This window comes from Streptomyces sp. NBC_01261 (assembly GCF_036226385.1).
Lineage (GTDB): Bacteria > Actinomycetota > Actinomycetes > Streptomycetales > Streptomycetaceae > Streptomyces.
Genome location: NZ_CP108463.1, coordinates 4,078,503 through 4,104,470, shown reverse-complemented (window position 1 = coordinate 4,104,470; position 25,968 = coordinate 4,078,503). Strand labels below are relative to the sequence as shown.

Sequence of the window (25,968 nt, the reverse complement as noted above, 5' to 3'; positions counted from 1 at the left end):
CCTCTGACACAGAGACGTTGACGGACGGCTACCGGTTCGCCCGCGCTGAGCAAGTCCGGCACGCGTTACCCACGGACCGCTTCGTCCCGAAGCAACTTGGGTGGGGGTGGCGCCTTGGGCTGGTGTGTCTCTCACCTGCGTTGATGGTCCGCAGATGTTCGCGGGCGTCCGCCGCTGTTCGTGGGCGTTGTCACGCAGTTAGACACTCACGCGCGCAGCGCACGCCCTGGGTTGGTGCTCAGGTGCGAGGCTGGGAGCGGGTGTCGTCGCTCGGAGCCAAGGGGGCGAAGGGCAATTCAGGGATGCCGAGATCTTGGCGTATGGCGGATGCGGTGGCCTGAACGGCCCTGAAATACACGCGTTGTGCGGTCTGGAAGGTGCCGTCAGTAACGTGCGCGCCGTCCGTGAGTAGATCGCGCAGGGTGCGGACGGTGCGGAACGCTTCGACGCTCAGCTCGACCACGCGAGGCGGGGCAAGCATCGTCAGGCTAAACCATTGATCGAGCAAACCGGACTCGGAGAAGGCGACACGGACTGAGGTATGACCCAGTTGCGTGAGCGATGTCCATCGCTACCGTGCGGGAATTTCGTACCCAAGCGAGGGTGCCTTGCCAGTAGGCAAGCCACTATCGAAATCCTCCGCCGCAATACCAAGAGCTACGGGCCAGCGCTTGATAGGTGGCGGTCTGCCAGCTGTTGATGTGTGCGTACTCCCTGCTTTCCGCCTGCTCTGCCAGATGCACTCGAACTCGTTCTGGCCCACCAACTGTAGACGCATCATAGATCTGCGCGAGATGAAACTGGATGTTGAATAGCTCGTCCGCGGCTTGGCAGGCGTAGAGCGTCGCGAGCTTAAAAACCGTGAAATGCGTTTTTACTCGCTGCTGGAGAACCGCATCCCATGCTGCAGGTGCGTCGACAAAGAAGGTGACAGAGACAGGAGTACCCTCTACCACAGTGGCACGGAGCCACTGGTCCCCCTCGACTTTGTCAAAATAGGGGTGGAGAGTTTCGGCGCCTGCTGTTTGAGGGGCGATATTAAGCTTGGTCTTGTTGCAGTCGGCACATGCTGGCACTAGGTTGAGTGGGTCAACAGCGAGAGCCCAATATTCGGCCTTCGGCAAATGATGGTCGAGAGTGGATACGGGCCGTTGAGCGCATAGCGGGCAGATTCCGTGCGCAGGAGCTAGAATCAATTCGTCATAAATTCCCCTTCCCGGCGCTTTCTTCTTCGCCATGCGATCCGTGTAGACGTCGGTCATTTCCTTCTTCGTCACACCCTTTAGGGTGAAATTATTGGGTTTAAGCGAATGGAGGCTTACACTCTTTGCGGCGGCCACATACTCCCTGCTGGCTTCGACTACCTGATCTTCAGTCGCTGCCAGTCGCTTCTTCAAATCTTTGTCTTGAACCCGGGCTATACAGGTTTTCAGACTCTGGGCAGCCGTGTGCGTTGGAATTTTCACATTTCGCATCTAGAGGCTCGCTCCTGAGTCTCTTGCAGTGACGAGTGCGCGGACCAAAGCTCTGGCTTCTGCCCCAAGTTGACCGGAGAATCTCTGTAGGACTTCATCGTACGTGGCGCCTTCGCTAACAGCCTCTCCAAGAATCCTGTGATATCCCGACCTTGTAACTTCCAGGCCAAAGATTTCCCTGGTAAGGATTCCGACGTTCTCGCCGAAGGTTTCGACGGACGGTTGCTCGGCGACTACCTCACGGCCGGAACGTCGCAGCTTCCAAGCGCACTTCTTCGGTACCTCCTGGAGAATCACCGGTGAGTGAGTAGCGATTATTGCCACTCCGTTTCGGTTGACGAGCAGGTCGGATAGAGCGCGGGTGAAAGCACTTAGGAGAGGTGGGTGAAGATGCGCCTCAGGTTCATCAAGCAGGACGAGAGATCGTTCTTCCACGGTCTCGACGAGTCGCGTGATCGTGAGGAGTACAATCTTGTGACCTGAGCTAAGATTACGAAACAGGTCTCTCGCTCGGCCTTTGAGTTCCTCTTCGCTAATCTCCGAGTCGGCCAGGTCGGCCACGGCCGCATCATTGAAGATTGGGTCCGCCTCAAGCATCTTTAGAGCTCTCCGCCAGCGCATCTGGCGTGCCCCTTGCAGACAGGTCTTGACGCTCGTGCTGAACTCCGACGCAAGGGCTGTCCAGTCCTTGGGTGGACGCCGTTCGTCTTTTGATTTCTTGATACGCTTGAGGCCAATGTAGGAGTACCGCATTCCGGAGGCTCTGTTCTGCGGCGTACTAATAGGCTCAAATGGATCGAAAGCGCTAAAGGTTACGGACACCAGGTTAGCGAAACTACCTCGCCCTCCTGCCGTTCCAGCAAATTCGAGGGTTCCAACTTCGTCTGGATCCGCTCCAGGATCCACTAGGGCACGGGCCATGTTGTTAAGGAGTCGTGTCTTGCCAACACCATTTCGCCCGATTATCACTTGAATGTTTGTTGGCGGCTCTGACCCGGGCACGACAGTGAAGGCGAGCCCTGCTCCTTCGTTACCCTGATAAAGACCAGGCAACTTGTAGGTGAAGCTGTACCGGTCGAGTCGTGCGCCTCCGCCCGTGAGTCGACGAAACTGACCAGTGACGGTTTGCTGCGAAACAAATCGGAGAAGGGAGCGTCCCATCACGTCTTCTTTTAGAGCTTGCTCGAAAAGAAGAGCATCGAAGGCTACGTCGCGGAGGCCGCGCAGAATCTCGTCGCGCACCTCGTCACCGAGCGAGTTGAGCTGTTCGTAGTAACTGTCATCCTGCCCCAGAGAAAAGAAGCTTGCGTCGAGCTGACCGAAGGAGGGCGGTAGCGAAGGGCTTCGCTGACCGGAAGCCATGTTGAATTGGCCGATTTTTACGTGGCCGATATCATGAAGCTGACCATTCATATCTCGGTAGGTAAGGGCGTACAGAGTAGAGTACGTGAACCAATCGTCCCAGCTGTCAGTGATGAGGTAGGCGCCGGGAGCGGTGTGAGTTGTACGCAAGACGCTTACTGATGAGACGACATGGAATTGCACTTTCCCTCCTGTTTTCAGCTCGCTGATCGTAGACAGTGAATCAGACCGTGGGGCCGTCTTGTAGTCGAATCTGCGGTTCGCCCGGTTGCCGCAGCAGCCCGACACCGTCACGAAGACGAGAGAAGCCGGCACGGACGCTGTGCCCCTTACGCCCACCAGTGGTACGGGTTGCCAACTGTCAGCAGCCCCGCGGCTTCCGGTGTAGCGCGCTCGAGTGCCTTCGGCGCACAGAGTGACAGCTACTACGGGCTCTTGTACCTGGTATGACCACGTGCGGTCAGCCCTGGTGGTATCTGGTGGCGCCGCCAGAAGAGTGGGCATGATGTCCTTCCGAGCACGAGCTGTCGGCGTCGTCTGAACGGTGACCCTCTGACGGCGGATCAAAACTGACTCACTTCGTGGCATCCATACCAACCTGATCTTGATTGGAGATCGGGAGGAGAGGGTGATCCAAGTGGAGGACTGGGCAGAGATCCGCAGGCTGCACCGGGCCGAGGAGATGCCGATCAGGGCGATCGCAAGGCACCTGGGCATCTCGAAGAACACGGTGAAACGGGCGCTGGCCACGGACCGGCCGCCGGTGTACTCCCGGCCGCTGAAGGGCTCGGCGGTCGACGCGGTCGAACCGCAGATCCGTGAGCTGCTGAAACAGACCCCGACGATGCCGGCGACGGTGATCGCGGAGCGGATCGGCTGGGACCGCGGGATGACGATTCTCAAGGACCGCGTCCGCGAGCTGCGGCCCGCCTACCTCCCTGTCGATCCGGTCTCGCGCACGACGTATCAGCCCGGCGAACTGGCTCAGTGCGACCTGTGGTTCCCGCCGGTGGACATCCCGCTCGGCTATGGCCAGTCCGGGCGGCCACCGGTGCTGGTGATGGTCTCGGGCTACTCGAGGATCATCGCTGCACGGATGCTGCCGAGCCGGATGACAGGCGATCTGATCGACGGTCACTGGCAGCTGCTGACCGGCTGGAATGCGGTGCCGAAAATGCTGGTCTGGGACAACGAGGCCGGTATCGGCCAGGGCAGGGTCACCGTCGACTTCGCCGCCTTCGCCGGACTCCTCGCGGTCAAGATCTTCCTCTGCCGGCCCCGTGATCCAGAAGCGAAGGGGCTGGTCGAGAGGGCCAATGGCTACCTCGAGACGAGCTTTCTGCCCGGCCGCACCTTCAGCGGACCCGGCGACTTCAACACCCAGCTCGAACGGTGGCTGCACGTCGCCAACCGGCGCATCCACCGCACCCTGGGCACCCGTCCCATCGAGCGGTGGGAGGCCGACCGGGCCGGCATGCTCGCCCTCCCGCCCGTCGATCCGCCCCGCTGGTCGCGCTTCTTCACCCGCATCGGACGCGACCACTACATCCGCGTCGACACCTGCGACTACTCCGTGCACCCCCTGGCGATCGGCAAGAAAGTCCAGGTCACCACCAGCATCGAGGAGGTCATCGCCATCCTCACTCCCGGCGGGGCCGTCGTGGCCCGCCATGCCCGCTGCTGGGCCAAGCACCAGACCATCACCGATCCCGATCACGCCCGCACCGCCGCTGCCCTGCGCGGTGAGTACCGCCACCACACCGCGGCCCAGGCCGCCCGACTCCGCGCCACGGCCGCCGCCGACCGCCTGGTCGACGTCGAGCAACGCGAACTGACCGACTACGACCGGGTGTTCACCCTCATCGAGGGCGACGCCGGCCGCGACGAGACCGGGGACGGGGTGTCCTGAATGGCCCGCACCGCCATCAAACCGGTCACTACGAAGACGGGCAGCGGCCGGACCGGCGAGCAGACCGCGTCCGACCTGGCCTTCTACTCCCGCGCGATGAAGGCCCCGGCCCTGCTGGACGCCGCCGAGCGCCTCGCCGAGCGGGCCCGCACCGAATCCTGGACCCACGCCGAGTTCCTGGTCGCCTGCCTGCAGCGCGAAGTCGCCGCCCGTGAGAGCCACGGCGGCGAGGCCCGCATCCGCGGCGCCCGTTTCCCCGCGATCAAGACGATCGAGGAACTCGACGTCACCCATCTGCGCGGCATAACGCGCCAACAGCTCGCGCATCTGGGCACGTTGGACTTCATCACCGGCAAAGAGAACACAGTTTTTCTGGGACCGCCCGGGACCGGGAAGACACACCTGGCGATCGGACTCGCGGTCCGCGCCTGCCAGGCCGGCCACAGGGTCGCGTTCGCCACAGCCGCCGAATGGGTCGACCGCCTGGCCGCCGCCCACCACGCCGGACACCTCCAGGCCGAGCTCACCAAACTGTCCCGCTATCCGCTGATCGTCGTCGACGAGGTCGGCTACATCCCCTTCGAATCCGAGGCCGCGAACCTGTTCTTCCAGCTCATCTCGAACCGATACGAACGCGCGTCCGTGATCGTCACGAGCAACAAGCCCTTCGGACGCTGGGGAGAGGTCTTCGGCGACGAGACCGTGGCCGCCGCCATGATCGACCGCCTCGTCCACCACGCCGAGGTCCATTCCCTCAAAGGCGATTCCTACCGGATGCGCGGACGGCAACTCGGACGCGTCCCCACCGCCACAACAGAAACCGACTGAACACCACCAACCACAAGCCACACGGGTCACGATTCAACCGACCAGAGTGGGTCCGCGTTCAACCGCCGCCGACACGAGCGCGCTACTGCTGCAGAGATCGCGACTCGTTCCGTTCCAGGCAAGGGGGATACATGTCGGACCCGTTCCTAGGGCGGTCTAGCCGAACAGAACGAGAGGCGGCCCCGCGCACTACGCCGGCGCCCGCTCGTGGTGTATCAGATCGGGAAGTTTTGCGGCGAGCCGCAACTGTTCTGGGTTGGCAAGGGCTCGTTGCACCTCGCCGATCTGTGACACTACGTGTGGACGTCGACTTCCTTGACCTCGGCGATAATTTCTCGGGAACCCTCGAGATAAGTGGCTCGGATGGTCGCTTGTCGCATGCAGAAGCAGGGAAGATTCAGCGCGCGAGGATCGCACCTAATGCGGCCCGTTTTCCGTTCCCTAGGGAATCGGCCACCTCAGTGCAGAATAGTATTCGTGTATTCGAGAGTGCGAGCGAAGCAATCGAATTCTTCGTCTCTCTGAACTCAGACGTGCACGGCGGCCTTTCATCAGACGGAAGACACCTACTGGTTGACCTGCTGTATAGCGGCGAGAGCCTGGTGCCGAGCTTCCATTCTCCACCCTCGGCATGGATGCCCTTGAGGAATGTCGCGGAGCAGGCTTCCGCAATCGGCATTGGTGTTACGTGGGGCGGTGGCGGTATTCCAGCGCTACTTGGGGCCTACATCGGGGGGCTTTTTCTCGTTAAGTTCGTTACGCCTATAGTTGCCGAAGCAGGTAATGCTACAGCTGCCGGAGTCGGAACAAAAATCCGAGCAGCCTTTGGTGTGGCTCCATCGCAATTTCCGCAGGCATCAGCCGAAGAAAACACGAGCGACTCGGCGTCACGCCCCGAGAGGTCAACTGATGAAGCGCAGGAGAGCTTGAGCTGAGAATAGTAGGGCGCTGCCTTGGCGCCCGATCTATGTGCGAGGTCCAATTCATCCTGTGCAGAGCGGACCAGGCGAGACGCGTAGACTTACTGGCTGTACTTTCTGAGCAAAGGGCCAGTTCACCAGGCTAAACTTCGAGCAGCCCACAGATGAGGCTCCATCACTACTCGGCAAAAGCCTGCGTTCAACTGACGACGGATGCCTTCGATGTTTGTCTTGTATGAACCTCAGCCGACGACAGTCAGCCACGACGGCGGCTTAGTCGACCGGACAGGCGCGCGTGTGCCTCGCTGTAGCCCCACCGGCCTCAGCCACGCTGTCGTGCTGTCGAGCAGAGCAGCCGCGACAGCTGGCCCACGATGACGGTGCCTAACTAAGAGACGTCGGAGGTTGGGTCCAGTTGATTGAAAAATGACTACTCCGAAATGAGCACGGTTTCAATCTTGCAATTATAACGAAGAATCTCTGTTGCTACATCCTCAAGTAGCTTGTCGACCCCACTCGATAGATATGCCAATCTGGACTGTTCGTTTGTGAAACCAAGCAAGATACTCTTTCCTGCTGTCCCTACGAGTCTAGAGTTTTGCGACAGTAGAACCCAAAGGAATCGCCGGCGCCTTTTTGTTTCATCCAAGACTTTAGGCCAAAGTTCCTGAATGCGCTGAAAATTTTCCGGAGGTGGCGGCTTCCGTACCGGAGGCCAGGAAATGGGATTAGGCTGAGATTCCTGAGTCAGACTTGACTTTGGCCGTTCGCTGCGACTTGCAGGATGGATGGGCCACTCACCTGGGTGCCTTCTCCGCTCGGTTACCGTGCTCTTGTTATCAGCTGCAAGCTCAGGTCGGAGCGCAACAGATGCCTTGACTTTCCATGGCAGATTGAGATCATCATGGAGTACTGCGAGGAGGAGCTCATCAATTCCAGTCGAGAGGTAGGCATCCATTGCTGATCGATTATCGAAAGAGAGCTCCAAAGTCTCGCCGTCACAAGACATGATTTTGGCATTCTGTGTCATGATTATCCAAGCGAAACGTCGCCGCGCCTTGAGCCTTTCCAGGACACCCCGCCACACGACTTCCACCTCTTTATTTTTTAGCGGGTCAACCGAGGGGGTAGGAGTAGCAGTTGCAGTTTTGATAACCGGGAGTTTAGCCTGAAGATCGACCGCGTGATTATCGGGCGACGACTTCAGTCCAATTGGCTCTACAGTCGGCCATTTGATCCCTGTGAGTCCGGAGAGTGACGGAGGACGTGATATTGAGGCCGCATGGCCATTGTCGGATCGTCGTATCGCGGCGGAAATGGTGTCAGCCGTACTTCCCTCAGTAGCTTCATTGCCTGCTGCGCCCTCGGCTTGCGCCAGTTGCTTCCTCTCGATTCCGTGTCGAGAAGGATTTTTGGCAAGTGCGAGTTTTCCCAGTGAATTCCGCACCCGCTTATGGGGCAAAGGTCGAGACTTCGCCCGCAGTGTGCTGTATAGGTAACTGAATACCGTGTCTAGATCTAGTAAATCTTGCGTAGAGTTTGGAATGCCTTCGCTGAGCAGGCGGATGAGTTCACCCGTGAAGACTGTAAATCCACTGCCATCTTCCGCCATGGCAGATTCTGTTTCTCCTGCCGCGGCTATGAGATATGTTCCTTCGATAAGGGCGTCGTCAGCGATACTATTCGCGGGATCCGTCATGGTTCCGAGTGCACTTGCGGCATAGCAGCAATCGAGAATTACGATACGACGGGCGGCGCTCGACCCCAGCAACGTTTCCCGAATATCGTTGTAATCCGTGGATGTGTGTGGAGCACCTGTCCGGGACGTCGATCGAGTGAGGCGTAGTTCGCCTCTGTTTAGTCCTTTCAGGCCATGGCCGGCGTAGTAAACTAGGAGCGTGTCCGATGCTTCCTCGACGCCGTGCAGAATTGGGTCCACCAGCTCCTCTGGCGTACGAGGGTTATGCACGATCGTGCAATGTTCTGGTGCCAAATTCCATGATGAGGGGCTAGTAAAAATACGCCCCAATGTCTCAATATTATTCCGCACTGTGGGCAACCCGGGCAATTGCGCGTAATCGCTCACGCCAATCAGTACAACTCGAGAATCATGAGATCGGGGTAGCGCCACGGAGTGATTACTCCTCACTCAGGGAGCGAATGATGCGCTCGACCATTTCTGGGTCGCATCCTTCAATTATGACTGAATTCCCGTTGTATTCTAGAGTTACTCGGGGTGAGCGAGTGCGCGTCTTCCGCCATGCGGCATAACTGATTGAAAACGTGGCGATTTGCCAAACATTATCTGTGGCTAGTTGAAGCACAGAGAGTGCATCGGTTCCCATGGTTCCGGCTGGAAGCGCTGGATTTTCCCAGGAAATCTTCGCATGACGGCGAACCTCTGGGGATTCGAGGAGCCAGGAGCGGAGTGAGCGCAACTCTTCGTCAGCGCCCTGGCCAACCATACTGATCCGCATCATGACTTCGGCCCCCAACTCTGAACTGACGTAGTAGCGCCAAATCTTAGGTCAAGTCCCGTACTTGCTCACGGCGTTCCGAGATGGAGGAGGGCAAGCGTGGTCACTTGAGGACGAGGTTGCGCGGGCGCTGCTTCTGCGGCGGCGATCCCGTTGGGTCCTTGGTGCGGCGGACAGGCTGGCGACCTGGCTGTTCAAGCGAGACGTTGTAGCCATGATCTTCGCTGCTCCGGCCGCAGTGTCTGCCGTTGTGGAGTCGACCGCCCAGCTGAGGTGTACCGCTTCTCTGCAGCAGGCGACTGATGGCCATGAGCGCGGCACGGACGCCGGGCGGGCTGGAGCGGGACGGAGGCAGGAGCGCAGGCCCGGCCGGGGGCCGGGCCGAGCGCGGGGAGCGGAGCGAGCCGCCTTGATGACGTGGAGAAAGTCTGAGCCAACTGAGGTTCAGCTACAGCCTGAACGACAGTTCCAGATCGTCGCCGGGAAGGTGGAACTCCTCCAGGGCGAGCGGCTTGTCTACCTCGGCGAGCGTCACGCGGATGACGTGTAGGAGCGGGACACCTTCGGGCAGGCGGAGGACCTGAGCCTGGTCCGGTAGGGGCATGCGGGTGCGGACGAACTCCCTGAAGTGGAGTTCGTGCCCCAACGCGGCGAGCGCGACGTAGAGCTCTGGCGCTGGCGGCGGAGCCTCCTCCTCGTACTTCGTGTCGACCAGGATGGAGAACGGCACGTACGTGCGGTGGAGTTGGCGGAGGCGGCCGTGGTCGGCGGTCTGCAAGGCGTCGTACGTGAACATCGGCTCGCCTGGCGGGATGCGGAGGAGATCCGCCAATGCCAAGGGAGCGTCCGTGCGAGTGGCTACCGGTGGCTCGGCGTTCGTCCACTGGATGCCGTCGGCCTCCATGTACCGGCCGTCGGGGGCCAGGCGGACGCCGCGCGGGCGCGTGAGGCTTGGGCGGCTCTGGGGTGAGCGGGCGAATGTGCCTCGGCCCATGATCGCCTCGACCAGGCCGGATGCCCGTAGCTCCGTGAGGCCCTGACGGACTGTGGGACGCGTCACGCCGAACTGTTTTGCCAACGCCTCCTCGGAGGGGAGCGGTTGGCCGGCGGGGAAGGTGCCGTTCAGGATGCCTTCGCGCAGGTAGTCGGCGATCTGCCGGTACTTCGGCTGCGTGTTCTTCGCTGGCATGCAAGGCCCTCCGTGGCCGGTTCGTCTCTCGGCTGCCCAAGGAAGTTGGGCAAGCTGTCCGACTTCTTGGACACCATCCCCCATCACAAGACGGTTGACAACCCGTACTACGGGTCGCACTCTGGACTCCAGTCACCCGTAGTACGGGTGGTCTAGCAACCCGAAGGATCGGCCTTCGGGTGCCAGAGATGAGGAGTTCAGATCAGTGGCAAGCCTTCCGATCGACACCGCGAAGTTCACGGGGATCATCTGTGCCGTACCCCCGGCTCCGCGGGTTGCGAATCGTGAGACCGGTCAGCTTCGTGTTGACCGTGACACCGGCAAGACCGTGTTCCAGGTCGGTCTTTGCCTGATGGCCGGGTCATCGGCGGACGTGGTGAACGTGAGCGTCGCCGGTGAGCCGGCCGGTGTACAGCTCGGTATGCCCGTGGCCGTACGGGACTTGGTCGCTACGCCGTGGGAGAACGACGGGCGGCATGGGGTCGCATTCCGTGCGGCGGAGATCCGGCCCCTGAGCGCTCCGGCGGGGAAGGGGGCCGGGCAGTGATGACTCTGGCCTCCTCCACCTCCTCGGCAGGGACGGTCTGGCCGAGTTGGGTTCTGGTGGTGGCCGCAGTGCTGGTGTCGGGCCTGCTCCTCGCAGGCCCGGCCCTGCGCCGCCGCTACCCCGTGGCCTGGTGGCTGTTACTCGGCTTCCCGGTCATGGTCGTCCAAGTGGTACGCACCTGGCGGCCGTTGATGGCCGGGTGCGGACTCGCCGTGAGCCGTCGGCCGGCGCTGACTGTGGTGTCCGGGCTCGTCGGCAACGGGGCGCCTCCACCTCAGCCGCGCGTCCCCCGGCACGGGCTCATACGTCCGACCGGCGGCGGATTCTGGATGCTGGTACGGCTGTTGCCGGGCCAGGTGCCCGAGGACTTCGTCAAGGCGGGGCCCGCCATGGCGGAGGACTGGCAGGTCCATGGGGTGCGGGTCACCTCCTGGAGGCCGGGAGTCGTACGGATCGCCGCCTCGGTTGCCGATCCACTGGCATCTCCGCGGCTGCCGAAACAGCGCGGGCCCGCTCAACTGCTCCGGGTCGCTGTGGGCGTGCTGGAGACCGGTGCCGGTTGGGTCATCGACCTGCGTCGTGTGCCGCACTGGCTGATCGTCGGTGCCACCCGGTCCGGCAAGTCGACGTTGATCAACGCACTCGTAGCGGGCTTGGCTCCGCAACCGGTCGCCCTGGTCGGCATCGACTGCAAGGGCGGCATGGAACTATCGCTCTACGAGACCCGGTTGTCCGCCCTGGCGACCAACCGCGAACAAGCGGTTCGGCTCCTGGCGGCGCTCGTCGACCTGACCCTCGACCGTATGACCGTCTGTCGGGCGGCTCGCGTGCGCAACATCTGGGGTCTGTCGGACGAGGAACGCCCGGTACCCGTCGTCGTGATCGTCGACGAGATCGCGGAACTGTTTCTCGTCGCGAGTCGCAACGAGAAGGACGAAGCGCACGCGGCCGGTACGGCGTTGATCCGACTTGCCCAACTCGGCGCTGCGCTCGGGGTGTTCCTCGTCGTGGCCGGCCAACGGGTGGGCTCCGACCTGGGGCCGGGCGTCACGGCACTGCGTGCCCAACTCGGCGGACGGGTGTGCCACCGAGTGGCCGATCCCGGTACGGCGGAAATGGCGCTCGGAGACCTCAACCCCGACGCGCTCAAGGCCGCACAAGCCATCACCCCGGAACAGGCCGGTACGGCTGTCTTGGCCTCCGGCGACGGCTGGGAACGGGCCCGTTCGCACCTGGTCACCGAGGCGGACGCGGAAGCCATTGCCGCCGAGTACGCACACCTCGCCCCGGTCCTGCCTGAACTGCTCACCGCGGCCAAGTGAGAGGGGACTGCCGTGCTGGTGTCCATGTCGGCCGTACTGCTGCTCGGCCTGTTCATCTGGTTCCTGCTGCGCATCCGCTACCTGCGCTGGGCGGACACGTTGCTCTGCGGGACCTTCGGCTTCCTGGTGGCAAAGACCGTGGCCGCGCCGGTGGTTCAGGCGGTCCTCGTCGCGGTCAGCGGCTTCCTCGGCCAACTCCGCTTCTGAAGCGACCTCACCCGATCTCCGAACAATAGAGAGGTGGGCGAGCCATGTCCACGTACGAAATCCGCTCCGGTGACAGGGCTGCGTTCATCGCCGGCCTGCGCAAGCTGGCGGACTTCCTCACCGCGAACCCCAGTGTCCTCGTACCGCGCAACGCATCGTTCGGCGTCTTCGTCGACGCGGCCGACTCCACCGCTCGCAGGGAGGGCACGGAACACGTCGCCGCTCCGCTCGGCGTTCCGGTGGAGGACCTCGGCGAGGGCTACTACGACGCACGTCGCGCCTTCGGACCGATCGCGTACAGCGTCGTCGCGATCCCGCCCAAGGAACAGCAGTGATCGCCCGTATGACGGGCTCCCGACGGGGCGCGAAGTCGCCAAACCCGACCCCGTCAGGAACCCACTCCATCCGCCACATGAGCAGTGAAAGGAGTACTCACACTTTGTCCACCGCGCATCGATCGCGCAAATCCCCTCTGCCCGAGTGCGAATTGAGGGTCGTCGACTCCGAAGTGTCGATCTGCGACGGACGGGAACAGATCGTCCTCGTCGGGCTCGACGGCTTCGAGCGGCATCTGTGCCCGGCACACGCCGCTGCACTCTGGCTCACGGACCCGACACTCCGGTTCAGCGCCAAGACTCGTACGGAAGCAATCGCCGCCGTGATGGGGCAGGCGTTCGGAGGCGGTGGTCGGCAATGACCGCGTCCATGCCGAAGAACGTTGCTGCTCTGCTCACCAGGGCAGCAGAGCCGGAGTTCGCAGCCTGGCGGCGCAACATCTTCAGCCTTGCCGGCTGCACCAACCCGATCCACCTGGTCGGCGGGGCAACCGTCGTCGACACGACCACAGGCGAGGCCGTGTTCTCGTACGCCTCGGACGTCTACGGCGGTCGGCTTCTGACCGCATGCGGCAACCGGCGTGCGTCGGTCTGCCCGTCCTGCTCGCGCCTCTACCGAGCCGACACCTACCAACTGATCCGGGCTGGACTGGTCGGCGGCAAGAACGTCACGGAGTCGGTGAGCGGGCACCCTCGGGTGTTCGCCACCTTCACCGCTCCCGGCTTCGGGCCGGTTCATACGCGTCGTGAGCGTGCAGGGCATGTACGGGCATGCCGTCCCCGGAAGGTGGGGGAGTGCTGCCCGCATGGCTTGCCCATCGGGTGCCATGAGCGACACGCAGAGGGTGAGCCCCGTCTCGGTGAGCCTCTGTGCCCGCGCTGCTACGACTATGCCGGGGCTGTCCTCTGGCAGGCGTACGCCGGTCAGTTGTGGCACCGGTTCGCACTGGAACTGCGTCGCGAGATCGCCCGGCGCGCTGGGCTGTCCCGTACCGAACTCGCGGACATGGCCCGGCTGTCGTACGCGAAGGTGGCCGAGTACCAGCGGCGGGGCCTGGTCCACTTCCATGCCGTGATCCGCCTCGACGGGCCGGACGGACCGGCCTCGGCACCGCCCGGTTGGGCCACAACGGCTCTGCTGATGGACGCGATACAGGCGGTCGTCGGTCGCGTGCGGCTCATCGCTCCTGGCGTGGATGTCGTCGGCACTCGCGTGCTGCGGTTCGGCGAACAGGTCGACGTGCGGCCCATCGCGGCGTTCGGAGCGGGGGAGCGGCTGACCTCCGCGGCTGTTGCGGGCTACATCGCGAAGTACGCCACTAAGGGTGCCGAGTCCGCCGGCGCGGTCGACGGGCGGATCCACCAGGCGCGGGAACTGGTCATGCTGCCGGTACGGGCTCACGTCCTCCGCATGATCAGTACGTGCTGGTGGCTCGGTGGACTACCTCCTTTCGAGTCTCTGGGGTTGCGGCGTTGGGCCCACATGCTCGGCTACGGCGGCCACTTCTCCACCAAGTCACGGCGTTACTCGACGACTCTGACCGCACTCCGTGAGGCGCGTGCAGAACACCGTGCGGAGGAGCAGCGGACCGCCCTCGGCATCGGCGGGCGGACAACCGTCACCGTCGGCCAGTGGCGCTATGCAGGACGCGGCTACTCGCCGGAGGCGGCACTCCTGGCGGCCTCCGTGCGGGAGGGCGGTGGTCTTCATGGCGCGTGAGAAGACGGCCGAACTGCTCACCGTGCGGCAGGTGCTCGAAGAACTGGGCGGGATCTCCCGGCGCACCTTCTACCGCTGGCGCGAACTGCGCCTCGCGCCAGCCTGTATCCGTTTACCCAACGGGGAGTTGAGGGTTCGCCGCGACGTACTCAACGACTGGTTGGCGGAGCGTGCGGAGGGGGCCGCGTCGTGAAGTCGTACAAGGTCGTCATCTGGAAGTTGAGTATCAACCGCTCCGCGAAGAAGCCGACTTACCTCGTCCGCTGGGCCGTGGACGGCGAGCCGTTCCACGAGTCGCACAAGACGAAGGCGCTCGCGGATCGCTTCCGGGCCAAGCTGCTTCGAGCCGCCGACAAAGGCGAACCATTCGACACAGTGACTGGTCTGCCTGACTCGCTCCGCGGCGGGAAAGGGGCGCTGTCGTTCCTCGACCTGGCGGTGAAGTACGTGGCAGCGCGCTGGGCGGAGGCGTCAGCGAAGCAACGGGACAGCATGACCGATGCCCTGGCGACGGCTGTTCCCCTCCTCGTCAAGCCGGGGAGGGGGCGGCCCGCTCCCGAGATGCTGCGGAGGGCGCTGCGCTCGTACGTCCTGCCGGTTTCCCGCAGGGAACGAGAGCGGCCGGACGAAATCGCGGCGGCCGTGCGGTGGATCGAGAAGGCCTCGCTCCCCGTGGGTGAGTTGCAGGAGATCGCGCGAGTGCATGAGCTGATCGACGGGTTGGGCCGGAGGATGGACGGCAAACCTGCGGCGACACAGACGTACCGTCGGCGCAGGGCGGTGGTCTTCAACTCACTTGAATACGCAGTGGAGTTGGAGCACTTGCAGTCCAACCCGCTGAGCCGAGTGCGGCGTAAGCGAGGCAAGCGTGCGGTGCAGGAGGTTGACCGTCGGGTGGTGGTCAATCCTCGGCAGGCTCGCGAACTGCTGACCGCTCTCACCTACGTTGGTGGCTATGAGCGCGCGAGCGGCCGACGGCTGAAGGCGTTCTTCGGGTGCCTGTACTACGCGGCCATGCGGCCAGGCGAGGCGTTAGGAATCCGCCGTTCCGACTGCGCACTCCCGGCGTCCGGCTGGGGGCGGATCGAGCTGGCGGAGACCCGTCCCACGGCAGGGAAGGCGTGGACGGACTCAGGGGAAGCGCACGATCGGCGCGGCCTGAAGCAACGGGCCAGCGGCGAAGTGCGCATCGTGCCGATTCCGCCTCCGCTGGTGCGACTGCTCCACGAGCACCTGAAGGAGTTCGGCACGGCGAAGGACGGCCGGTTGTTCTCCAGCGAGCGGGGCAACGTGATCGCGGCCTCGTCGTACTCGCGAGCGTGGAAACATGCTCGGGAACTGGCGCTCGTACCGCATCAGGTGTCGTCGGTCCTGGCCTTCCGGCCGTACGACCTCCGTCACGCGGGCGTCTCCCAGTGGCTCAACTCCGGTGTGCCCGCCCCGGAAGTGGCGGCCCGTGCCGGTCACTCGGTCGACGTCCTGCTGAAGATCTACGCCAAGTGCATCGACGGCCAGGAGCAAGAGATGAACGACCGGATCCTGAGGGGCCTGGGGGAGGAGGGCGGCACCGAAGACTGACTGACACAGCCCACACGCCCCTCACACGAGCCCCGGAGAGATCCGGGGCTTCGTCGTGTCAGAGGTGTGTCGGACTCTCGCGTCGCTACGGGCCTCGCTCCGCGGGAACTGCCGGCAGTCCCGCGGCTCCGGTCAAGGTGGCGGGCTCTAGGAGTCCCGCCACTACAGCCTGGATGATGACGTCGTTGGCTATCCGCTCGCTCCCCACCCCGGCGATGTAGAGCCGGAAAGGCACGACCAGCAGGAGAGCCCACCAAGGGGAATAGAGCCAGCTGAGCGTGGCTGCGAGCCCTATGAGGGAGTAGGCGACGTTCTTGCGGAACTCTGCTTCGCCCACGGCTCGGTCGTACTCGTTGAACAAGTCGTAGTTGGCGATCAGGAGTTTGATACGAAGTTGCCTGGTCTCGCCGAGCACGTCACGTGCGACAAGGTTGACCAGACCACGCTCGCCCTGCTCACGACGAGGGTCCCTGATCTCATTCGGATTCGGTACAGGTACTCGCCCTTGCGCTTGCAGGAAGCTGACCAGGTCATCGAACGCGAGCTTCGACACGCGAGGCGTGAGAGCCATCTGAATGTTCCTCAGTCGCGCCGTCTTCCGTGCTTCCTGCACGTTCACCGTGGCGACGCGGACCATCAACATGGCGCCGATCAGGTATGCGGCGAAGGCTGCGGACGCCAGCAATGCGGCAGGGCCCATCAAGCCGCCGAGGCGGTACAACGACGCCCACACCCCTTGCGCTTGCTCCCGCGTCGGGACCCGATCCTCCACGATCAGCCAGAGCGTCAAGAGCCAGATGCACCCCGCCGACAGTGGTGCCCGGACGTCACGAAGGCCAGGCAGTAGGTTCGCCAGCATCTCTCCTCCTTGATCCAACGTGCTGGCCGTATGGGACAGCAGGGCCTTGGCGGAGTCCTGAGCGGCCGAGCCCAAGACGCATGCGGACAGCGGTGGTTGCGTCGAATGGGCGTGGTGCTGGCCGTCCGTACCCAGGGCTCGTACCGCGGGACCTCACATGTGGCCAGCGTGAAGGCTGAAGACGGGCCGCGTAGCCACATGCCCGGGATCTTCACTTGAGCGCGGTCAGACGGAGAGACTTGGCTGCCTGCGCAGAGACGGGACAAGGAGACGGCAAACGGACGTTGACCTGCCGGAAAGGCCGCCAAGATCATTACGTCGTCATTACGTGATCACTGGCAAACGGCTGCTTTCGGCGGCATCCGCCTGCACACACGCGAAGACCCCGTCTTCAGCTAAAGCGCTGATGGCGGGGTCTTTAGGCACCTAAATCAAGGTGCCCCCGGCAGGATTCGAACCTGCGCACACGGCTCCGGAGCACAATCAGAGTTCGGCTTACGAATCGGCTTTGACCAGCAGGTTCCTTGATCCGCGGAGGCGTGTGGTGCCCTCCTGTATCGCAGATAGTGCGAAGTAGGAAGTCGCCTCCGGCTCCTGCGCCCATAGAGCGGTCGGCTTCGCCGACGGGCTGCAACACCCGGGGGTGTTGCAGCCCGTCTGTAACCGGACAGCCCGGACACCGGCACTTTTAGCTGTCCGGGCTGTTTGTGCAGGTGGGGGACTCAACCGGACAGCCGGACAGTCCGGACACCTCACGCGGGAGTGCCAGCACGCCGGCCCAGTTGTGATGTTGCGCCAGCGTCGGGGCGTGTAGGGCTAGACTTCTGCGACCTACAGGGCAGGGGCAGGGACGGGATGCCGGGATATAGAAAGCGCGCTCGGATCGCTGTTGGGGGTCAGGCAACGATTCATCGCGGGATCGACGTGGACACGGGCCAAGAAGTTGCTCTCAAATATCTGACACCCGAAGACAGTAGGAAATCGGATCCAGCTAAATTTGAAAAAGACAGAATTCGATTTCTACGTGAGGTCAGAGAGCAGGGCCGCTTGGAGCACGCCAATATTATGCCCGTTCTGGGATTTTCGGGCCGAGGGCAGAAGCCTTGGTACGCCATGCCCCTTGCCGAAGGCTCCCTTCAGGATATCCTTGATTCAGAAAGAAGAGACGTTGGTTGGAGTTTGGGTGTCATCCATGAAGTAATTGATGGAATGGAGTACGCCCATGGGGAAGGTGTGATCCATCGAGATCTTAAGCCAAATAACGTACTCTTTCTGGAAGGTGATTGGGTTGTCTCGGATTTCGGCTATTGTCGTAATGTGAATTCCGAGAGCTTGAGAATCACTGATGCTGAAAAACTTGTTGGTACCACAATTTATGCTGCGCCGGAGCAGTATGATGACGCCCATATCGTGAACGAGACGGCTGACGTCTGGGCAATCGGTAAGATCCTCATTCATTGTCTTGTCTGGAATATGCCGCCGCCCGGAGGGAACCGTCTCAATGAAATTCCTCCGGAGTTCAAGGCGACTGTACTTCGATGTGTTGCAGAGGATCCCAATGATCGATTCCAGAACATGTCAGATCTCCGAGAGTCGCTGATCTCGGCATTTGAGGATTACAGGAAGGAGTAGGGCGTCATGTCGTCAATGTTCAAGGAGGATCCTGTATTCAAGGCTCTGCCTGAATCAACAGGGTCTCTCGTGATGGCCATCAAAAAGGGCACACTAGCGCTTCCGAATTTTCAGCGAGATTTCGTATGGGAACCCAAGCGCACGGTTGAACTCCTCAAGTCGATTATCTCTCGCTATCCTGCCGGCACTCTGCTCACTTGGACGCAGAACGATGATGTCAGCTTCGGGTATAGGTACTTCGATGGGGTGAGTGGCACAGATCGACGGCCGAACCGTTTGGTTCTTGACGGGCAGCAGCGACTCACCTCGATGTATCAGGCATTGACTGGTAGTGGCGGTCACAAATTCTTCATCCGAGTTTGGCCCTTCATTGATCGTGAGGCTGGAATTCTTCGGTCGTTGGATGAAGTAGAACTGGATGATGCAATCTTTGCGCACGACTCTCGTGCACGGTCGCGATTCAATCCAAATGACACCGAGTGGCAGATTGAAAATGCCACATTCCCTGTGTCTGAGTACGATCGTCTTCGTCCGTGGTTCAAGAAGCTGGCTCGGAGCGTGGAGGCGGACAATCAGGCAGCGGATGACCTTGAAGAGCTTCTGAATCAATTCCGTGATAGCTATCTTCAACCGCTGGAGTCTTACTCTTTTCCTGTTGTGGACCTACCTGCCAGCACGCCGCTCGTTGCTGTTTGTAATATCTTCGAGACTTTGAATAGAAGCGGCAAGGAGCTCACTCCTTTCGACCTCCTAACTGCCAAGTTTTATCCGTTGAACGTTCGTATGCGCGATCTGTGGGATGCTGCGCTAAGTCGCTATCCCTTGATTAGCGAGTACGGTGTAGACGCCTACAGCTTGCTCCAGGCCGTCTCTCTGCGGGCGCGCGGATCGGCACAGCGTGCGGACGTCCTTAATAAGTTGACTGCCCACGAAGTGAATAGGCACTGGGAGTCAGCCGTTGCAGGTATGTCCGACACTCTCGACTACCTGAAGAGCCAATGCGGCGCAGTATCTAGCGCCTGGATTCCGTACGGCATGATTCTTGTTCCCATGGCTGCTGTTTTTGCGGAGATTTCCGATCTGCGCTCAAAAGCGAAGGCCGATGCCTTGGAGAAGTTGGGGCACTTCTATTGGTGCTCGGTATTCTCTGAGAACTATGATCAAGGTGCGAACAGTCAGGCGGGTGCTGACTATCGCGCGCTTCGTGACTGGTTGTTTGCGGAAAACCCTGAGCGTGTTCCTGAGGCTGTCGAGAACTTCAACCTAGTGGACGCAGATCTCTTGCTGGCTCGGGCAAACAGGAAAGCTCTATTCCGTGGAGTCATGACCTTGCTGATTCATGCTGGAGCGAAGGATTTCGAGTCAGCGCAGGCTATTTCCAGTATCTCGGCGACCCTTGACCACGTTCGAGCCTTCCCGACAAAATTCATTCAAGAGTCCACTTTTAGAGAGGGGGAGTTGCGCGACCCTGATCTCATTATGAATCGAGTTTTGGTTAATAAGGAGTCGAAGCGTGCTATTCGAGATCGCCATATTGCGGAATATGCGAAGGAAGACCCAGATTCGCAGAAGAAGCTATCGGAGGTTCTTGAGTCGCACCTGATCGAGGCGGGCGAAGGTGGCGGATTGATGAAGCGAGAATATGAGACATTCCTACGGGAACGTCTTAGCCTCCTTGTTGATCTGATCGAAGACGCAACGGGTCAGTCCATCGTTTACGAGGCTGAATGATCGCCTGAGTGAGTAGGCATTCTTCGCCTACCGGTGCGTCGATCGCTGAACAGCAGATTGGAAATCGTCCCCGTCTTCGTGCACCCGAAGGGGGCGGCTCCCCCGACGGCTGGAACACCCGCGCGCCCGTGTTCCAGCCGTCTGTGACCGGACAGCCCGGACACCCGCCCTTTCAGCTGTCCGGGCCATTTGCGCAGCTGAGAGCCCTAACCGGACAGCCGGACACATGGAACACTGCTGTTCGTCGATGCGCTGTGGGGCCTAGTGGCACTCTTGACAGCGAGCAATGGGCGGAGTGAGAGGAGCCGAAGTGCCGGAGGCCAGTCCGCGCGGAACCTACTTGGTCATCGCGGAGGCGCTGAGAAGCGAGATCGAAGCAGGGGACGGTAGTGGCCACCTGCCGTCTGAAGCTGAGCTCATGGACATGCACGGCGTCTCCCGCAACACGATCCGTCGTGCTCTCAAGGTTCTAGAAGGCGACGGTGTTGTTGAGTCTGTGCCCGGCATTGGGTGGCGTGTGGTTCGGGGTGGCGATCGTCGATCTCTCGCGGAACGGATGACTGATGTGATCACGGAGGACTCGCTGTCAGTGGGCGGCAAGTATCCGTCCGAGGCGAAGCTGTGTGAGCGGTTCGGAGCCTCCCGCACCGCCGTGCGCCGGGTCCTTGCGCAGATGGAGGGATACGGACTGCTCGCCACGGTTCACGGCAAGGGGCGAACCGTGCGCGCTCTCCCAACCTCCAACGTCCAGCCGTAGTCTTGGCCGCCATGGGACTGACTGAGTGGGCGTACTCGCTCTCCGAATCGCTGCTGTCCGATCCGCTTCCGCGCCGGTGGGCGCACTCGCTGGGGGTCGCCAAGCGCGCTCGCTCCTTGGGCCCGATCTTGGGTGACGATGCCGAGTTGCTGGAAGCTGCCGCGGTGTTGCATGACATCGGGTACTCGCCGGCCATCGCCAGGACCGGCTTTCATCCCCTGGATGGTGCGCGTTTCCTCCGGGACCAGGAGCGGGCAGACGAGCGGGTCGTTCGTCTCGTTGCGCACCACTCCTGCGCCTTGCTGGAAGCGGAGGAACGGGGACTCAGGCTGGAGCTGGAGGGGGAGTTCGAGCTAGAGCGTCCGGACCTGGTCGACGCCCTGTTGTACTGCGACATGACGACGACGCCTGACGGGACGCCGACCACCTCGGCCGAGCGGTTGGATGAGATCGTGCACCGGTACGGTCCGGATACGATCGTCGGGCGGTTCATTCAGCGCGCGGCCCCTGAGATCCACACAGCCGCGAAGCGTGTTGAGGGCCGGTTGGCGGAGGTCTCATCAGAGGGTCAGCCGATGTAGGGCTCTCGCCGTGATTCGTCGAGACCATGCCGGATGCGCAGCATCATCGACGGGTGAATGTCCAGTCGGTCAAGGTCCGTTGGGTCAACCCAGCGGACCTCTTTCGACTCGCTGCTCGTGCGGAGCGAGCCGCCGATGGGGTGGGCTCGGAAGCAGATGGAGAACTGTTGCCGGACCTCTCCGTCGTCGTAGGCCAGCACGTGTTCAGGGTCGGTGTAGAGCCCCACGATGCTGTCTACCTCAACGTCGATGCCTGTCTCTTCCGAGACTTCACGGACGACGGTGTCGCCGATGTGCTCGCCGATGTCGTGGCCGCCGCCGGGCAGTGCCCATAGATCATTGTCTGTCTTGTGGATGAGCAGCAACCGCCCCACGTCGTCTAGGACGACCGCGGTGACCGAGGGCACCACCGAGTTGGCCAGCGGGGCGTTCGGATCGCGGAAGTAGTCGATGCGGCTCATCAGGCGGTGCCTTCCCAATCGGCAGGTGATGAGATCGGGCGGGCCGATTCCCAGACCTTCTCAACACTCTCAGCGTAGGCGTCGAAGAGTTCACCGCCGGGCACACGTCGCAGATGAAGCACGGGAGCCATGTAGGCGCCGACGCCGTAGAGGTGCCCGTTAGCCAGCATCTCGTCATCGGACCGGTAGATGGAGTTGTAGAGGGTCGTACCGTGCAGCCGGAACTCCACTCCGGGGAGGCCGAAGAGAGGGCCGTAGTTGATGAGGGCGTTCCGGATCTTGCCCGCCATCGCCGCGCCGATCCCTTCGTCCTCGCCGCGCACTGCCACGGCCGGCGACGTGGGCTCTCCCAGGATGAAGCGGATGGGCACGCCGTCGGCTGACTTCTCCTTCACGATGCGGTGGAACGACGCGTCCTCCGTGAGCCAGAACCCGGAGTACACCAACAGGTCAAACTGACGTGTCGCCTTGGAGTAGAGGTTCGTCCAGAGGGTCTGCATCACAACGGACCGGTGCGGATAGAGCCTGACCAACTCCGCGTTGCCGGCAGCCGCGACCTCAGCTGACGTGCGCTCGTCGGGCCACAGGTACGACACCTCGCACCTCAACAGCGATGCTGTTGCGAACTGGAAGCGGCGATAGGGCTTGCGCTCAGGTTCGTTGATCCATCGTTCGACTGTCTTGGCTGCGACCCCGAGTCGTTCGGCGACCTCATCGAGTGTCAGGCCCAAGTCCACTATCGCGCCGCGCAGTCGCTCGTTTGCCATGTCAACCTCCGACTTCTTGGGACGACTTGGTTCGACTTCACGGTAGCTAAGAACGACCTGAGCCGGACATCTGCGAAGTCGATCGTCGTCGTTGCCGACGCCAGTCTGTAGGTACATCGAGCGGGAGAGGCCCGCAGACCTCAAACAGCCGAAGGGCTTGACGGGGCGAACCTCTCTCTGCAAGATGAGGAACACGTAATACATGTTCTCCATTAGGGGGGCGTGTGTTTCGACGCACATGTGCCGGGCGGCGGGACTCCCCAGCAAGGTCGCCCGCCGCCCGGCATCTCCCTTCCACCGACCTACAGGAGACATCCGTGAGTAGTTCGAGGCTGCGCACCTTCGTGGCAGGCCATGAGGCTCTGACCGCTAGCGAGTTTGTTGAACTCGCGCTCGGCACCCCGGTTGAGCTGTGGCTCGGGGTCGAGGGCGAGAGTGATGAAGAGCGTGCGGCCCGTGAGGACGCGGCGCGCGACATCCTCGCCGACAACCCCGGTCTCCCGGACACCGTGGCCCGTATCGCCGTCGAGGTGATCGAGGCGTACGCCCCGGAGCTGTTCAACGTCGTCCCGCTGACCCGGCCGGCCGTCCGGCGCCGGGTATCCCGGAAGGGAGCGGCGGCATGAGGACGACGACTCCCGCCCCCGAGGCACCGGCTGACCACACCGGCAAGCCCCGTGCGTTCCTGAACATGCCGTTGACCTACGGGCAGGCCCGGTTGGGCATGGCCTTTCACGAGGCTGGGCACGCCGTGTTGTCCATGGCGTACGGCATGCACGTCATCACGTCCGAGGTCATCGCGTGGGAGCCGGAGCCTGGCCAGTGGGCCGTGACCGGCAACACCGCTCACCAGACGCAGGACACCCCGCCGTGGCACTACGCCGCACAGTGCGCGGCCGGCGAACTCGCCCACGTCACCTACCTGATGGCCTACGGCCTGTGGACCCCGGAGCGCGCTGCCGCGTGCGCCGCCGCCCATGACCGTGAGCTGGCCATCGACGTCCTGCGCCAGTTCGGCTACCGCCTCGGTCGCACCCGCGTTCCGGAGGGTGGCAAGTCCTGGGGGATGGTGCAGGGCATGGCGCGGCGCAAGGTCGGTCACTTGTGGCGCGAGATCCGCACCGTGGCGCACGCCATGGATGAGCGGACCGTGCTGCGCGGCGACGAGATCGCCGCGCTGACTGGTTTGGTCAACCTGCCGTTCCAGGGCGGTGCGGTATGAGTGAGCTGCTGACTGCTGCTGTGTCAGGTGTGCCGATGGCGGCCGGCTGGTCGCTGCACGCGCTGCGCCTGCGTCGCCGTGTCGAGGCTGCGCGCCGGGACCCGTTGACCGGTCTGTGGACGCGGGATGCGTTCACCGAACGCGCTGAACACCGCGTACTCGCTCGGTTTAGGCCAGTCGCGGTCTACCTGGTCGACCTCAACAGGTTCAAGGAGATCAACGACACCCACGGGCATGCCGCGGGGGACGCGGTCATCCGCGCCACCGGCGAACGGCTCGCGGCGTGGGCCGACTACTGCTCCGCAGTGGTAGGGCGACTCGGTGGGGATGAGTTCGCCGCCATCGCGTGGGCCTACAGCGACGACCACCTGAACGAGACCCTGCACCTGCTCTCCGAGGCTCTGGAACAGCCGGTGGAGACGGCCGGCCACGTCTTGGAGGTCAGTGCGTCCATCGGCGCCGTCCGCGCCCATCCGCGCAGCGAGCAGGTGGAGTTGTCCGAGTTGCTGAGGCTCGCGGATGAGCAGATGTACCGGGCGAAGCGCTGTGAGGCGCCCTGGTCGAACGCGCTCAGCCTGGAGAAGGAGTGCGGGACGGTCCGCGGTCGCCGCGCCGGCCGCGCCGGTACGCACGGCGGGACGGAGGCGGCGGCATGACCACCACAACGTCTCCCGCCCTCGAAGCCCAACCGTCCGGGGTGCCGCCGCTGACCCGCCCGGAAATGGGCCTCGCCGGTATCGGTGCACTCGCCGCGGCCGGTGTCGGCGCGCTCGGTCTGATCTCCTCCTTCGACGCGGTGTCCGCTGCCGCGGCGAGTTGGGGATTCTCCGCTCCGTGGATGCTGCCGGTCGGCATCGACGTGTCCATCCCGGTGTTCACCGTCGCCAACCTCCTCCTTATCCGGATGGACATGGCGCTCGCCTGGGTGCGGTTCGTGCCCTGGGTGCTCACGCTGATCACGTGTGGGCTGAACATCGCGGCCGGTCATTCCCTGTCGGCGAAGGTCGCGCACGGCACGATGCCGCTGCTGTGGGTGGTGTTCTCCGAGATCGGCGCGCACGTCTACGCCGTGCGGATCGGCGCTGCCACCGGCAGGCGTATGGAGAAGATCCGGTTCTCCCGTTGGTTGTTGGCGCCGGTGTCGACGTTCGCGCTGTGGCGGCGCATGACGCTGTGGGAGGTCACCTCCTACACCGTGGCGCTGGGCTGCGAGCGTGATCGGCTGTTGGCCCGTGCGGACCTGCATGAGCGGTTCGGCTGGAACTGGCGCAGGAAGACCCCGCGGCGCGAGCGCGTGATGCTGCGTATGGGCGACCTCGCCCCCGCCACCGAAGAGCCCACCCCCGCCCCGGCAGCGCCACCGGCGCCCCCGGCGGACGCCAAGCCCCGGCCGGGCCGGCAGACCCCCGCCAGAGGCAAGGCCAAGGCACAGCGCACCTTCGAGGAGCTGCTGAGTGAGGCACGCACGCTCACCGCGCAGTGGCCGGACAGGGAGTTGACCGCGGACCGCATCCGTACCGCGGTGCACGTCTCGCAGGCCAACGCCCGCACGCTCCGTGACGCGTTGAAGGCCGAACGCGCCGACGGTCGCCCGCTGCACTCTGTGGACAGCTCGGAGAGCGACAACACGACGGCTGAGGCCGCCTGATGTTCGGCAAGTGCTTCGACCCGACCGGTGCGACGTACGGAGTGCCCACCTACCCGTGGCGCTACGCCCCCGACGGACTCGCCACGCGCCGCCAACTGCGCGCCCGTGGCTTACGTCCAGGCGGTCAGCCAGTTGTGGCTCAGGTGCTGCGCCCGCGCTACCGCCGCGGCCCGCTGGTCGCCTACCTCTACCGCGTCGACCGCGCCAAGCCCGTCCGGCCGATGACGCCCGGCAAACGCGCCGCGCTCGCCAAGGCGATGCAAGCGCGCCGCACCTGCCCCAACTGCCGTACGGACGCGGGATACGTCATCCCGACCTCGCTCGGCATGTGCGTGCCCTGCGCCTACCCCGAGGAACAGCGCGCCGCCTGAACACCCCTGCACCACCAGCCGGCGGGGTCCGTCCGCCCACCTCCTACAGCGACGGACCGACCCCGCCTTT

General features: G+C 63.0%; 29 protein-coding genes. 20 read left to right on the top strand and 9 right to left on the bottom strand.

The annotated features are described in order from the left end of the window. Positions 1–238: 238 nt before the first annotated feature. The 3 genes from OG226_RS17630 to OG226_RS17620 form a co-directional block, all read right to left on the bottom strand. A complete protein-coding gene (locus OG226_RS17630) occupies positions 239–463 on the bottom strand; it encodes a hypothetical protein (RefSeq protein WP_329349420.1) in 225 nt (74 codons plus the stop codon). 163 nt (positions 464–626) lie between these two features. After that, complete coding sequence (locus tag OG226_RS17625) at positions 627–1,475, bottom strand: HNH endonuclease (protein ID WP_329349419.1); 849 nt, start codon at positions 1,473–1,475, stop codon at positions 627–629. Continuing rightward, on the bottom strand, positions 1,476–3,152 hold the full coding sequence (locus OG226_RS17620) for an AAA family ATPase (RefSeq protein ID WP_329349418.1): 1,677 nt from the start codon (positions 3,150–3,152) through the stop codon (positions 1,476–1,478). It lies immediately after the preceding gene. Between the two features lie 313 nt (positions 3,153–3,465). On the opposite strand from OG226_RS17620, the gene istA reads away from it, so the two are divergent. From istA to OG226_RS17605, 3 genes are all read left to right on the top strand, one after another. Then, on the top strand, positions 3,466–4,746 hold the full coding sequence (istA, locus tag OG226_RS17615) for an IS21 family transposase (RefSeq protein ID WP_329347227.1): 1,281 nt from the start codon (positions 3,466–3,468) through the stop codon (positions 4,744–4,746). Then, positions 4,747–5,574 (top strand): IS21-like element helper ATPase IstB, encoded by an 828-nt coding sequence (gene istB / locus OG226_RS17610; RefSeq protein ID WP_329348409.1) that lies wholly within the window; start codon positions 4,747–4,749, stop codon positions 5,572–5,574. A 299-nt stretch (positions 5,575–5,873) separates the two neighbouring features. After that, the gene (locus OG226_RS17605) at positions 5,874–6,509 is read left to right on the top strand and encodes a hypothetical protein (RefSeq protein WP_329349417.1); all 636 of its coding nucleotides are present in this window, start codon (positions 5,874–5,876) and stop codon (positions 6,507–6,509) included. A gap of 415 nt (positions 6,510–6,924) precedes the next feature. Here OG226_RS17605 and OG226_RS17600 read toward each other — a convergent pair whose 3' ends face one another. From OG226_RS17600 to OG226_RS17595, 3 genes are all read right to left on the bottom strand, one after another. Continuing rightward, a complete protein-coding gene (locus OG226_RS17600) occupies positions 6,925–8,625 on the bottom strand; it encodes a caspase family protein (RefSeq protein ID WP_329349416.1) in 1,701 nt (566 codons plus the stop codon). 7 nt (positions 8,626–8,632) lie between these two features. After that, positions 8,633–8,959 (bottom strand): effector-associated constant component EACC1, encoded by a 327-nt coding sequence (locus OG226_RS51565; RefSeq protein WP_443066999.1) that lies wholly within the window; start codon positions 8,957–8,959, stop codon positions 8,633–8,635. A 460-nt stretch (positions 8,960–9,419) separates the two neighbouring features. Further along, on the bottom strand, positions 9,420–10,160 hold the full coding sequence (locus tag OG226_RS17595; RefSeq protein WP_329349415.1) for a GntR family transcriptional regulator: 741 nt from the start codon (positions 10,158–10,160) through the stop codon (positions 9,420–9,422). A 205-nt stretch (positions 10,161–10,365) separates the two neighbouring features. Here OG226_RS17595 and OG226_RS17590 point away from each other — a divergent pair, with 205 nt between their 5' ends. The 8 genes from OG226_RS17590 (at position 10,366) to OG226_RS17555 (ending at position 15,869) form a co-directional block, all read left to right on the top strand. After that, positions 10,366–10,707: an SCO3933 family regulatory protein gene (locus OG226_RS17590; protein WP_329349414.1), complete on the top strand. Its 342-nt coding sequence runs from the start codon at positions 10,366–10,368 to the stop codon at positions 10,705–10,707. Continuing rightward, on the top strand, positions 10,707–12,029 hold the full coding sequence (locus OG226_RS17585; RefSeq protein WP_329349413.1) for an FtsK/SpoIIIE domain-containing protein: 1,323 nt from the start codon (positions 10,707–10,709) through the stop codon (positions 12,027–12,029). Before OG226_RS17590 ends, OG226_RS17585 begins: the two co-directional genes overlap by 1 nt. A gap of 12 nt (positions 12,030–12,041) precedes the next feature. Further along, positions 12,042–12,236: a hypothetical protein gene (locus tag OG226_RS17580; RefSeq protein ID WP_019060840.1), complete on the top strand. Its 195-nt coding sequence runs from the start codon at positions 12,042–12,044 to the stop codon at positions 12,234–12,236. Between the two features lie 44 nt (positions 12,237–12,280). Further along, the gene (locus tag OG226_RS17575) at positions 12,281–12,571 is read left to right on the top strand and encodes a hypothetical protein (protein ID WP_329349412.1); all 291 of its coding nucleotides are present in this window, start codon (positions 12,281–12,283) and stop codon (positions 12,569–12,571) included. 104 nt (positions 12,572–12,675) lie between these two features. Then, positions 12,676–12,933 carry a hypothetical protein gene (locus OG226_RS17570; RefSeq protein WP_329349411.1) on the top strand — a complete coding sequence of 86 codons (258 nt, stop codon included), beginning with the start codon at positions 12,676–12,678 and terminating at the stop codon, positions 12,931–12,933. Continuing rightward, on the top strand, positions 12,930–14,291 hold the full coding sequence (locus tag OG226_RS17565) for a replication initiator (protein WP_329349410.1): 1,362 nt from the start codon (positions 12,930–12,932) through the stop codon (positions 14,289–14,291). The genes OG226_RS17570 and OG226_RS17565 overlap by 4 nt, the downstream gene beginning before the upstream one ends. Then, positions 14,281–14,484, top strand: coding sequence for a helix-turn-helix transcriptional regulator (locus OG226_RS17560; protein ID WP_019060844.1), 204 nt, complete (start codon positions 14,281–14,283; stop codon positions 14,482–14,484). The genes OG226_RS17565 and OG226_RS17560 overlap by 11 nt, the downstream gene beginning before the upstream one ends. Further along, complete coding sequence (locus OG226_RS17555) at positions 14,481–15,869, top strand: tyrosine-type recombinase/integrase (protein WP_329349409.1); 1,389 nt, start codon at positions 14,481–14,483, stop codon at positions 15,867–15,869. The genes OG226_RS17560 and OG226_RS17555 overlap by 4 nt, the downstream gene beginning before the upstream one ends. A gap of 85 nt (positions 15,870–15,954) precedes the next feature. Here OG226_RS17555 and OG226_RS17550 read toward each other — a convergent pair whose 3' ends face one another. Then, a complete protein-coding gene (locus tag OG226_RS17550) occupies positions 15,955–16,728 on the bottom strand; it encodes a hypothetical protein (RefSeq protein WP_329349408.1) in 774 nt (257 codons plus the stop codon). Between the two features lie 855 nt (positions 16,729–17,583). Here OG226_RS17550 and OG226_RS17545 point away from each other — a divergent pair. From OG226_RS17545 to OG226_RS17530, 4 genes are all read left to right on the top strand, one after another. Further along, complete coding sequence (locus OG226_RS17545) at positions 17,584–18,360, top strand: serine/threonine protein kinase (RefSeq protein WP_329349407.1); 777 nt, start codon at positions 17,584–17,586, stop codon at positions 18,358–18,360. A 6-nt stretch (positions 18,361–18,366) separates the two neighbouring features. Further along, on the top strand, positions 18,367–20,091 hold the full coding sequence (locus tag OG226_RS17540) for a GmrSD restriction endonuclease domain-containing protein (RefSeq protein WP_329349406.1): 1,725 nt from the start codon (positions 18,367–18,369) through the stop codon (positions 20,089–20,091). A 310-nt stretch (positions 20,092–20,401) separates the two neighbouring features. Beyond that, entirely contained in the window at positions 20,402–20,848 is a 447-nt protein-coding gene (locus tag OG226_RS17535) for a GntR family transcriptional regulator (protein ID WP_329349405.1), read from the top strand. 11 nt (positions 20,849–20,859) lie between these two features. Further along, positions 20,860–21,429, top strand: coding sequence for an HD domain-containing protein (locus tag OG226_RS17530; protein ID WP_329349404.1), 570 nt, complete (start codon positions 20,860–20,862; stop codon positions 21,427–21,429). On the opposite strand, the gene OG226_RS17525 is transcribed toward OG226_RS17530, so the two are convergent. Both OG226_RS17525 and OG226_RS17520 read right to left on the bottom strand, forming a co-directional pair. Further along, positions 21,417–21,890: an NUDIX domain-containing protein gene (locus OG226_RS17525; protein ID WP_329349403.1), complete on the bottom strand. Its 474-nt coding sequence runs from the start codon at positions 21,888–21,890 to the stop codon at positions 21,417–21,419. The two genes, OG226_RS17530 and OG226_RS17525, sit on opposite strands and share 13 nt — an antisense overlap. After that, complete coding sequence (locus OG226_RS17520; RefSeq protein WP_329353422.1) at positions 21,890–22,657, bottom strand: helix-turn-helix domain-containing protein; 768 nt, start codon at positions 22,655–22,657, stop codon at positions 21,890–21,892. The genes OG226_RS17525 and OG226_RS17520 overlap by 1 nt, the downstream gene beginning before the upstream one ends. Before the next feature lie 317 nt (positions 22,658–22,974). Between OG226_RS17520 and OG226_RS17515 the strand changes: the two genes are divergently transcribed. Genes OG226_RS17515 through OG226_RS17495 form a run of 5 tightly spaced genes read left to right on the top strand, consistent with a single transcriptional unit; the run spans position 22,975 to position 25,898 of the window. Continuing rightward, complete coding sequence (locus OG226_RS17515; RefSeq protein ID WP_443066893.1) at positions 22,975–23,283, top strand: hypothetical protein; 309 nt, start codon at positions 22,975–22,977, stop codon at positions 23,281–23,283. Further along, positions 23,280–23,879, top strand: coding sequence for a hypothetical protein (locus OG226_RS17510; protein ID WP_329349402.1), 600 nt, complete (start codon positions 23,280–23,282; stop codon positions 23,877–23,879). Before OG226_RS17515 ends, OG226_RS17510 begins: the two co-directional genes overlap by 4 nt. Next, positions 23,876–24,535, top strand: coding sequence for a GGDEF domain-containing protein (locus OG226_RS17505; RefSeq protein ID WP_329349401.1), 660 nt, complete (start codon positions 23,876–23,878; stop codon positions 24,533–24,535). The genes OG226_RS17510 and OG226_RS17505 overlap by 4 nt, the downstream gene beginning before the upstream one ends. Beyond that, positions 24,532–25,527, top strand: a complete 996-nt coding sequence (locus tag OG226_RS17500) for a DUF2637 domain-containing protein (RefSeq protein ID WP_329349400.1) — start codon at positions 24,532–24,534, stop codon at positions 25,525–25,527. The genes OG226_RS17505 and OG226_RS17500 overlap by 4 nt, the downstream gene beginning before the upstream one ends. Beyond that, positions 25,527–25,898, top strand: a complete 372-nt coding sequence (locus OG226_RS17495) for an RRQRL motif-containing zinc-binding protein (protein ID WP_329349399.1) — start codon at positions 25,527–25,529, stop codon at positions 25,896–25,898. The genes OG226_RS17500 and OG226_RS17495 overlap by 1 nt, the downstream gene beginning before the upstream one ends. The last annotated feature ends 70 nt before the right edge of the window (positions 25,899–25,968 follow it).